Below are 12,224 nucleotides of genomic sequence, written 5' to 3'. Positions count from 1 at the left end.
ACAACGTTTTCGTGTTAACAAAATAGTATTTATCAACCAACACATGCAAATATAATCGACCAAATGCACTTAAAGTATTAACGAAATATTTGTAATACTGGTTTTGAGAAGATTAACAAGTTAGATTTGGTTGCGTAAAAGAAATTGTGATCAGTAACAAAAACAAAAAACCTCCTGATTGCTCAGGAGGTTTCTTTTATTGATGTTTCAGTGAAACTTAGTAAGCGACCTTCCTGGTCACCACCTCATTGTCAACCGAAGTGATCTGAACAAGCAATACCTGCTCCTCTGCCCTAAGGTCGTTCAACACGGCCTCTGAAGCATTGATCGCACCACGCTCATAAATCAGCCTGCCGCGGATGTCGAAGATCTTAACCCCTGACATCACGACTTTACCTGAATTGATGTGAAGCATGCCCTGGTCTTTGTAAACCACTACGCTGTTCGCATCAAATGTTGGCGTGTCAACCCCAAGCGGTGAAGACTGGTACACCACTTCGAACCTGTTGGCAAATGAGCCTTCAGCTGAAGCGAAGCTGTAAGCCCCCTGCTTGATGTTGTGTGTTACCCCGAGAAGGTTATCCTTAAGGTAAACATTCTGGTCCCCTGAGAACAAACCGTCCATGTGATCCAGCTCGATGATGTAAGTTCCGGCCGTAGCAGCATTGAAGCCTAATGGCACCACGTCGGTATCCACGAATGGAAGCGGACGGGCCTGGATGACATAATTGTCATTACCGATCAAACTCGAGATCGACGAACCGCCTTCGATAGACCTACCGTCCATAGCGACATCCTCACCCATCGTAGCGCCTTCGGCGTAACCTACAAGGATCTGGTTCATCGCGTGTGCCGGTGTGTTCAGGTTGAACCACATACGGTGTTTCTCAGCCGTCTGTGCACTTCTGTAGAAAGCACCACCTTCAGCAGTCCTCATCGCATTGGTGAACTTAGCCGTACTTGCTGAAGATTTCAGCAGGATGAAACCTTGTCCTCCGCGGATGGCGCCTGTAGGCGCAGTACCTCCTGATTGTGCAGCAGTTCCTCCCAAAGTGTTGTAGGTAGCATAGTTCGCTCCTGAAGCAGCAGCCTGGCTGATGTGCGTCCAGAAGTAAAGCGTACCTGCGTTTCCTGGCTCGGCAAGGAAAAGGTCAGCATCAACAGTAGACGGGTAAGGGTTACCGATCATGTTGTAGCCCTGGCCGCTCACCGTTACCGGGATCGTGTACTCACCGTTGCGAGGCACTCCGGTGAACGTTCCTGTCCATGGGGTAAGTGTCGTTGGGTGGTTGTTCGCAGAACGGATCATGTAACCTTTGGCAGCATCAAACGAAGTGGTTGATGGCGAAGCGATCTGAACAAAAGCGTTCGTTGGCTCGTCAAGGTTGTAGAAACGCGTGTTAAGCGTGTTCGGTGAGAACGGTTGCAGCAACTGTCCTGATACCGGGGAAGACCAGTAAACATAATCCTGACGGATCAGGTTCGCCGTCCTCTTGTATTTGATGTTACCTGTGTTGGCATCATTACGTGTTTGTACAAGGTCTGAACCATCTTCGAAGGTAACAGTACCTCCGCTTACGGTTACTTTACCGCTTACGTAGAAATCAAATCCTGACGCAACAGAAACTGTTCCGCTCTGGATCGTCAATGAACAAGCGTTAAGATCTGCTACAGCGGTGAAGTTACCGTTGATGGTAGCAGCACTTGTTGAAGTAGGAGCTCCATTGCTCCATCCGCCAGCTACAGTCCATGTAGTCTGGTTTCCTGGAGTGATTGTAGCAACAGTAGAATTAACAGTTCCACAGCTTCCGCTTTGGACAACAGCCCTTACGTAAGTAGTTGTAGTAATGTTACCCACCTGAGCACCTGTCAATGTAGTGGTTGTGTTGGCAATATCCTGAGGGCTGGTGAAAGCCATGTCAGATGCTTTTTGCCATTTCACTACACTTCCAACACTTCCTGAAAGCAGGATGTCGTCAGGAGTAGAATTGTAACAAGCCGTTTGGCTGCCAAGTGTTCCTCCGGCAGGAGCAGGAGTAACTGTTACATTCTGTGTAACAACTTTTTGACAACCTGTAGCCACATTGGTTACTGTTAAAGTATATGTTCCTGCATTTGCAGCTGATGCTGTTGCAGTAACAGTTGGATTCTGTTGGCTAGAGCTGAATCCGTTAGGACCAGTCCAGCTGTAAGAAGCACTGTTTGGAGTGAACGTAATACTTTGGCCATTTGTAAGGCTAGCAGTATTGTTAGAGAACTGGACAGCACTTGAGCTGCTCATTTGGATACCTATAGTTGCAGATGCACCAGCATTCTGACCTGTAGCTCCAGCTCCAAAACTAACATCCTGATAAACATACGTAATAGCACCTGACGTTAAGTTCAACTGTACCTGGAAAGTAATACCATCTGCCAAACCTACATCATTGTGATCCGCTGAAGTATACTGGATAATGAAGTTGTTACCAACAGTCTGTGTCTTAATAGTAGGAGCACTTTGTATATCAAGGTCATCCCAGAAAGGAGCCAGGAATACGTTACCTGCAGAATGAGCCGTACTTGGAAGCGCAGCATTAGAGAAGGAAACTTCTCCTGTTGTGGATCCTAGTACAATGGCACCATTCATACCTACTCTCGCGGTAGTAAATGTAGTACCGTTGAAAACAAATGATGGGATTGTGATATTGTGCTCACTATCATCATCAAGTGCTCCAGGAACAGATGTACCTGTTGCAGCGATATTAATAAAACTTACACCACTGTTACCATTCATAGTATATCCAGGAATAGTAATCGTTGACGAAGTAAGGTTCAAAGGAGATCCCTCACAAATAGGAGAAGATGGTCCTGTTGTTGGTGTACCTGGCAATCCATTCACGTTGATCGTAAATGTAGTGTTAGGACCTGTACAACCACTTGCAATCGGAGTCAACGTAATAGTTGCTGTTCCGGCTATTGGAGTAAATGACGGGATTGAAGTCACGCCAGTTTGATTAGCTAAACCAATCGCTGCACCACCACTGATGTTGTAAGTCGTACCAGTTCCTGTAATAGGAATAGCCGAAGTAGCAACACCTGCACAGAAATTCTGTGTTCCAGGAGATGTAGCATTAGGTGTAAAGATGATCATTTGTCCTGCTGATGAAGCAACATCAGTACAAAGAGGAGCATCATAGAACAACCTGTAATAGTGGCCTGTAGCAGGGGTAGCAGCAGTTGTAGTAACGCTCAATGTTCCTGTAGTATTACCTGTATACGTAGCACCAGTAGGAGTTCCGTTTACAACACTAGCCCATCCGCTTACACCATTGGTAGAATACTGCCACTGACGTGAAGTAATCAAACCTGTAGCTGTTGAGGTAAAACTTGCAGCTCCACCTGAGAAACAAACATTGGCGTTAGCCGGGTTTGCAGTTACAGTAACAGATTGGTTGATTGTAAGTGTAGCAGGATTTGAAGTAGCCGAAGTTACAGCGCCTGTAACCACAGCCCTGTACTTATTAGTACTTTGAGCCAAAGTCAAACCTGAAAGCGATAAAGTAGGAGTAGTAGCACCCGAATATATACCACCATCAGTGATATTAGACCATGGTCCCGTTCCACCTACCTGCTCTTGCCATTGATAACCACCTGTATCATCACCAGTTGCAACAACACTGAATGAAGCTACTGTTGTAGTCTCACAGATTATTACATCAGCAGGGTGAGAACCGATACCGGTGCTACCTACAGTCAATGGTGAATCAGGATTAGTAGTTTTCGAAGTACAAACGCCCTGACCTGATACAATTACATGGTACAAGTTTCCATTCATTGAATCCGGCACTGTAGTAAGGTTCAGCGTGCTTGTTTGAGCACCGCTGTAAACACCACCATCAACAACGTTTACGAAACCTGCAAATGCAGGCGCTTCGTTAACTTGCCATTGGTAAGTCAAACCAGTACCTGTTGCATTAACTGTGAATGAAGTATTTCCATTAGTTACAACAGTTTGTGAAGCAGTGTAAGATACAATCTGTACCTGGTCGTTGATTACAACTGTCTGTGGGTTTGGAGCCACAGTAGTACAACCAGCGTTTGTAATTGTAGCGCTGATGATTGTTGTTCCTGCAGTCAAAGCAGTCATCACCCCACTAGAATTCACAGTGGCAACTGAAGGATTAGATGAAGTCCAGGTAACGCCTGGCGTTGCAGTATCAAAATCAAGCGCAGGAGAACCAATACAATAATCATTAGCACCGCCAGTAATAGCAGCAATATTGATTGAGTTGTTGGTAACCGTAACATTCTGAGTAGTTGTACAGCTTGCAGCCGTAGTAGCTGTCGCCGTATAAACTGTAGTAGCGGCTGGCTTAGAGAACACTACATCAAGTTGCTGACCTGCATAAGGAATCGTTGCACCAGCATCGGTGTATAGGTCTGTAAATGGAGACCAGGTAACAGTTGATGTAACCGGAGTATAAGTGAACATTCTTCCACTTGCTGGTTTAGTACTGTTAGAGTCATTTGCAGTCGTTTTGCTTTCAGTATTATTGCTGAAAGTAATGCTGCTGAAGTGAGTCGCATCTACTGTATAACCTGCAGAAATGCTTCCGCTGGTTGGTGTACCCATAGCGCCATAGCGATATTCAATCTTATTGCTGGTCTCGTATAACCAAGCCTGGAATTTAGAGTTTACAGCACCTGTTGTATTTCTAGGCACAGTTACATTCCATTCAACGATGAAAATCCTGTTTGGAGCTGACCCGGTAACTAATGTTTTCACACTTCCATTTGTACCTGTAGCCAAATCATCCCAGAAAGGATATAATTTAGGAATATTATCAGTAGCAACAGTTGTGTTTGTGAACTCATCAATACCAAAATCTGTACCCAGTAAAATCCATCCATCAGGTGATACAGAGAAATCTGTAAAGTTAACACCATCAAAGTTGAATGTAAACCCTATTGGTGTAGGGTTATCACTAGGAGTGTCATCATTACCAGTAGTCAATGCATCCGTAGCTCCTACCATAGGATCTAAAGCAGCTCCTGTAGATGTAGAGAAAATATAAGCCGGATGGCTTGCAGTAAGTGTACTGATACCACCGTTACATACAGTCGTAGGTGAAGCGCCGACAGTCAGCAATGGATTATTGCTTGCTGTAATGGTGAATGTTGTAAATGTAGAACATGGTCCATCTACAGCATTTACTGTATAAGTATATGTACCAGGAAGAGTTGGTGTAATACTATTGCTTGTTCCTGAAAGTGAACCTGTAATACCACTACCTGTTGAAGGCAATGCGGTCCAGGTGTACACATAATTAGTGTTTATACTTGATACACTTACAGAAACACTGGTTCCAGGACAAATAGTCGAAGAACTTGGAGATGCCATAATAGCATCAGCTGTACTTACAGTAACTGTAACCGGAGTCCTGCTACTTTCACAACCAGTGCCTGGATTTACTACAGATACATAGAATGTTGTTGTAGTATTGATGGCAGTGGTGTAAGTTGTAGAAGTACTGCTTTGTAAAGTTGTAGTCGTTACGTTATCAGCATACCATTTGAATGTTGGTGTAGCAAACGCATTATTATCCGATACCGAAGCTGTTGGTATTTGATTTCCACATTGTGAAGAATCAACACCTGTAGGAGCAATCGGGGAAGGATTAACATTAATTAATATACTATCAGTATTGGAACAACCTGTAAGTGGGTTGGTTGCCGTTACAGTATACGTTGTAGTCGAAGTTGGATTGACGATAACATTCTGAGTTGTAGCGCCACCCGGTGACCAGCTATAATTCAGGCCTGTTTTTTCAACCGCTCCAATTACATTAATCGTATAGTCTTGTGAAGTACCGCTAAAGAAGGCAGTACAATCATCTGAAGCACCATTAGTGTTACCGGTTCCACGACTACGAAGTCTCATTTTCGTGTAACCACCAACTGCATTGGAAGGAACTAAAATAGGCAATGTACCTGAAGAAGCACTCGTCCAGACTTGTTGCCATTCAGAATCTTCTAAATCGCCATTCCTGTTCCAGTCAATCCATACAGATAATATACTGGTAGCAGCACTTACTGTAAGGTTGTACGTTTGACCGGCTGTTACTGTAGTCGTCGTAGTTCCTGTAGCAGGATAGGTATCATAAAACGGTGTTGTTTGCACAATACCAGTATTAGATAAAGTATTGAATGCTACTGAAGTGATCGGGTTTGAACCGGCTCCGCCGCTACTATCAGGAGAACAATATCCAGTCGGCAATACAGCCGGGCCAGGTGAAAGAACGATTGTAGAAGCTGACAGAGAAACTGGAGATCCCGCACAAACTGTAGTAAAATCCGCTGTTGCATCGACAGGAAGTACATCAACGTTAGCCGTAAAAGTGGCTTGGTTGGTACAACCTCCCGGTTCAGTAGCCGTAAGCGTATACACTGTTGTAGTAGAAGGAGTAAATGTCCATCCTGTTATTTCACTACCGGAAACTCCAGTAGAAGGATTCCATATGTAGCTATTATAATCAGCTACATTAGAAGTGATTGTAACAGTACCGCTTGTCTGGCCTACACAAAGGTTCGCAGACGAACTGCTCAAAGTCAAAGCAGGCGCGGGATTAACTGTCGCAGTTACCGCTACCCTAGGACTTGTACAACCTGGAGTTTCAGCGGCCACATAATAAGTAACTGTGCTTGATACTGACGGTGTATACGGAGAGCCTGTAAATATGGCTGTTCCACCAGATGAAGCAGCATACCAATTGATACTAGCTCCCGGTGTACCTGAAGCAGTAAGGCTTACAGTACCCACACCGCAGCGCGTAGCGCCACTTGTTGAAGAAATGCTGTTTGTAAGATTAACAGTAACTGGGTTTGTATACCCCACTGTTCCTCCACAAGATGCAATACCAAGCCTGAAATCCGTTGGCGCATTTATTGGGCTTGAAATCATGGTATCAGCTGTTGCACCAGAAACATCTGACCAGGTTCCCATACCAGCAGGCGAAGATTGCCACTGGTAAGTAAGACCCGCTGTAGAACCAGCATAATCAGTACTTAACGTTGCAGTGAAGCCAGCACATACTGACGGAGAACTCGATAAAGTATTTACACCCGTTGGTGCTGTATTACCTAATACTGACATTACAACTTGTGCAGAACCCGGAGCATTAGTACATAAAGTAGTCTGGTTCGTATAAGTAATAGAGTAAGTAGTTGTCACAGCCGGAGAGACTACTTGGCTGAAAAGATTTGTTCCTGTTGCAAACTGAACACCGTTAGCAAACCATGTTGTAGTATAGTTTGATGGAGGTGAGAATCTGAAAGCAAAAGAAGTTGAAATAGGGTTTTGAGGACTGGCAGATGCCGAAGTTCCTGATGCATAAGCCAAAACACCAATTGTACCATTACCGTTGTTTACCCCAACAAGTTTAACACGGTCAACGTTTGTAGACGAAGTAACATGTACTTCAATTACACCTGTTGTTTCGTAGAAGATACCTTGAGCAGTACTTATTTTGGTATCACCAAATTCGCGTACGTTTTCATAGCTTACAATAAACTTCCTGTTTGGAGCATAACCTTCAGTCCAGTACTTAATAGCACCGTTAAAGGCTCCGGAAGTAGATAGATCATTATCCATTGCCAAGATAGCAACCATATTGAAAGGCTCAGAAGCACTTGGCAAAGTTGTAAAGCTAAAGTCAGCCAAACCTGTAGTATTTGTCAGGTTAAGCGCACCAAACTGAACAGTTCCGTTAGATCCAACATTGATCGTTGAATAATTGGTTCCGAAGAAGTTAAAGTTGAATCCGATTGGAAGACCTCCCCAACCCACATCATCAAGCGGTAAAGAAGTACCTCCTGAAACAGGTACAACAGCAGCTCCACCTGTTACAAGTGTAGTCGCAGTACCAGGAGCAGTATGTGGTGCAAAAGTAATCGATGAACTTGTAAAGTTACCGGCACTCAAACCAGAGTTGATTGTAGCACTTGTGCCAGGGCAAACGCCACTCGCAGTTGTAGTAACTGTAGCTGTTGGCAGAGGATAAACCCCAACCGAAATAAATGCATCGATGCTACAGCCTCCTAAAGCAGTTGTAGCTGTAACTTTAAAGTCTGATGTTTCAGTCAAATTCACATCAACAGAGTTTCCGACATTTGAGCTTACAAAAGATGCTGTTGGTGTCAAAGCAGTCCATGTATAAGTAATAGATGGATCTGTTGGTGTCACGTTAAGTGTTGTAGTTCCTCCTGTACCACAGAAACTGGCAACAGTAGGTGTGATAACAATTGGCTGAACAGTAATTGGTACTGCAGCTCTTGCTCCCTCACAGGAACCGTTGTCTTCAGCAACATATATTGATCTTGAAGTACATATGTTCGCATTGTAAGTGTTACCTGTAAATAATAATGTACCACCAGTAGCAGCATCATACCATTTCATAGTTCCACCAGCACCAGTAGCTGTAAATGACACAGCACCACCAGGAATAATATTGGCTGAAGCAGGAGCTACGCCAGGTGCAGCTGCTGAACCTGTAACAGTAACAGTTTGCACGCCAGATATTGTTGCACCGTTTTTAGTAACAGAAGCAAATCCTGTAGTACCGCTTCCTGCAACACCTGTAATAGTAGTAGCATTTACAACCGTAAATGAAGTAACAGGAGTGCCTCCGATAGAAACCGCGGTTACCCCTGTAAAGTTAGTTCCAGTAATTGTAAATGTTCCTGAACTGGCACAAACTGTCAAAGGAGAAAAGTCTACAATTGTTGAAGCCGGTGTCGACCACGCATAGTAATTATCTCCTGTGATTACAATTGGTCCCGGAGCTACAGTTGCAGTAGTCTTTGTACCCGTTGCAGGTAAAGCTCCTGAAGCACCAAATGCAGTACTCCTGGTAGTCCATGGACCTGTCAGGGAAGTACCATCAGAAAGGAAAGTCTGGTCCTGAGTTGTAGTCAAGCCATCAACACCATTGAAACTCATCAAGATGGTTGGGTTTGTACCAGCAGTCGCAGCAGCACCTAAGGTAGTAGCTGTCTGCACCCTGTAAGCACGTGTACCCATAGCCAATCCTGTGCCGCCTGTAACAGCGTTGGTTGGAGCAGCAGTATCTGTTACTTTAACTGTTAAGGTATTAGAACCCGTTGCATTACTGCCACTACCCGCAAACCAGGTAAAAGTTCCGCCAAATGGGAAGTTAAAGGTACTTCCACCTCCACGGCCTGTAAGTACGAAAGAGCCATTTTTAACAAATGAGTTTGTTGCACCTATCGTACCTGCCAGACCTCCGAAACCATTGGTTGTACAGGTCACTGTATTTCCACCCATATTAAGGATGTTGCCCGGAGTATTTCCACTTGCTACCAGAGCCAATGGCGTAGTACCATACAAAACAAGGTTACTAGCCAGGTTCAAACCATTACCATTACCATTTAAAGATAAAGTATTGATTTTACGGTTTGTTGGTATTGAAGCGTCATCAGCATTCACAATAGCTGATGTAGCCGGAGCGAAGAAATTCAGCGTAAGGTTATACAAAGCGACTCTTGCAACAGGAGCTGCAGCTACGCTTGTAAATGTACCACCATTAGCCGTTCCAGTAGTTGTACCAACTCCCACTGTAGGAGCAGCAGCATAACCATATCCTGAATTTGTCATTGTAAAACTAGTCAACTGTCCGTTGGTTCCTATGTTAGCAGTTGCTGTTGGCCATGAACCCGAAGGGAAAGCCAGCGTAGCGCCTGAACCACCACCTCCTGTAAAGGAAAGCGTCGGCGGAGTGCTATAAGTTGCTGTAGTACCAGTATTAAGGTAAACAGACGCTACGTTACCATTATCCACAGTAATCGTAAAGTTTGAACTCGTCAATGCAGTACCTGTAACCAAATTACCACCTGTTACGGTAATTGTTGGTGCAGAGGTAAATCCTGTACCGGCATTCGTGACAAGGTTGAGTTGCGTTGGTCCTGCAAAACCTACAGTAGGCGCCACAGTATAGTTGTTACCACCATTTGTAGTGGAAAGCGTAGCTACCCCTGAAGATGCCTGAACATCACCGGTAAGCAAACCTGCACCCGCATCACTGTTAATTGTCAAACCTCCAGAAATGGTAGCGGCACCACCACTCTTTTGAAACAAACTGCTTGTAGGCCCATTTTGAGTATACAACACTACAGCAGAAGCTGAAGCTCCTGTACCGGCAGCATTAGCAATAATAGTAATTGCAGGAGCCGTTGAGGAAGCATAACCAGTTCCCGCAGTAACCAGATTTAAACTCCTCAAAGTAGAAGTTATTGCATCCCAGCTTGCAGAAACTTTTGCAGGCGTACCAACATAACGAAGGCTGCCTACAGTTCCACTGGTATGTACCGGAGCACCAGCAACACCCATTGCAGTAGTTGCAACAGCCGTATAAAGGTTCCCTCCGTAAAAATATTGAGTACCCACAGTCAAAGCCGCAGGGGTATAAGGTGTACCAATAGTACCTGCTGGCCCTACCCAAAGGAATTCAGCAGTACCTCCGGTAGCAGTGGCAGCCCCGCTTGTATGAGCTGGAGCAGTGGTTCCTGAAGTACCCGCTACACTTACTACATAAATGTCACTGGCAGTAATCCTGACATTACCAACACTCAGCGCAGCTGCCGCTGTCCACAGTGAAGCTCCCGAGCAAGAAGGAATTGGAGCCGAAGTATATCCTGAACCCATATTGGTCACCGCCACGTTAGCCACCTGAATATTTTCAGCCAGGCCATAATATTGAGCAGTGTTATCCACCATAAGCTTGCCATTAGTATTCAAATTACCTGCTCCTGTATGGCCTAAACTATAAGTAGTAAGATTTTGAGTCGTATTAATGGTATTTGATCCGTTATTCTGGAAAAACAACTGACGGATAATACCGCGCGTTCCATCACCAGCAAAAGTACCGGTACCTCCCAGCGTCGAGCCACTACCATTAAAGGTCAGCGTAGCTAATGTACCCGTTCCAACCGCATGATTTGCATAACCATTATTGGTATAATTACCACCAATAGTTAATGTGATACCCACAGGCGTTGTAGCTGCAGTATATGCCAATAGCCTACCGGTTGAACCAATAAGCACATTACCCCCTAAAGTAACAGTATTACTTGAGCTTCCCCACTGCAAAGTTCCATCAATGGTTAGACTACTATAGTTTAACGCCTGATCTACCGTCACTGTAGTTCCTGCCGGAATAACAATATTATTTCCCGGAGCTGGCACTGCGCCTCCCCATGTCGCAGGTGAAGAGAAAAGACCGCTTTGAACAGCAGTGAAGTTAGCAGGAGCTGCAGTGACAAAATTCACCCTGTCAAAAGACATTGGGGTAGCAGGGTTTCCTACCGAACCATCACATCTCCATCCAATCCAAAGCCTTTTCGCTGATGAACTCAGCGTATTACCCATTGCCACTGCACTTACCGTAAAAGTACGGTTCGTTGCAACAGCATAGCTACCATCTTCAATAAATCCGTTACTGGTTGCCGTTGTAGCAAACGTCATCCCCGGAACAACCGTGCCCGACATCGTACCCGTTGCACCAGTAGCGATGCTTGCCGTGAATGTCTGATCTGTTAATCCAACCACGATTCCGTCAAAACCGGTATCGCCAGGATTTCCAAACATGTCCATAGTCACACTCGCTACCGTTTCTCCGGCATTGAGCGTAACATCCCTGTACATCCATATCCAAGACCCTGCCCCGGTGTTGTATCCCCTGGAAGTACCGTTAGTGGTCACGAAAACCCCTTTCGTACCGTGCGTAGGCGTAAATCCTACAGCACCGGCATTCCCGGTAAGAAAATTGTTGTTTGCAGCCGCAGTTCCCTGAACCAGGGTCCAGCCGTCCGCTGCAAAGTTTGCACCTTCAAAACTTCCGCTTCCGGACGCACTGATAACCGTCGTTTGTGCAAATGCAGCCCCACCTAAAAATAAGAAGGACAACATTGCAAACGCAGTCATCAAATAACGAAAAGCTTTCTTCGTCGACGCAGTAGGTGGAGATCCGATTGAATCCCCTACGTCATTTTTGAGCCAAGTATCCCTACCCGATCTCAAAGAATCGTAATTTTTATACATAGTTTATAATTAATTAATAACGTCTAAAGTTATAAAATAAAGTTAACTATATCCTAATAATTACATTAAATTGATTCTAAATTTGAAAAAAACAGTTAAAAAGGCGCATTTCACCGATAAAACACACCTC

At 44.7% G+C, this 12,224-nt stretch carries 1 protein-coding gene; it reads right to left on the bottom strand.

The features are described 5' to 3' along the window. Positions 1–217 precede the first annotated feature (217 nt). Positions 218–12,094: an Ig-like domain-containing protein gene (locus HYN49_RS06895; RefSeq protein WP_108903431.1), complete on the bottom strand. Its 11,877-nt coding sequence runs from the start codon at positions 12,092–12,094 to the stop codon at positions 218–220. Positions 12,095–12,224 lie beyond the last annotated feature (130 nt).

This window comes from Flavobacterium pallidum (assembly GCF_003097535.1).
GTDB lineage: Bacteria > Bacteroidota > Bacteroidia > Flavobacteriales > Flavobacteriaceae > Flavobacterium > Flavobacterium pallidum.
This window is presented reverse-complemented; position numbering and strand designations above follow the sequence as displayed.

Coding starts and splice junctions, on each gene's coding strand:
- HYN49_RS06895 (WP_108903431.1), bottom strand. CDS start 12,094: ATGTATAAAAATTACGATTCTTTGAGATCGGGTAGGGATACTTGGCTC.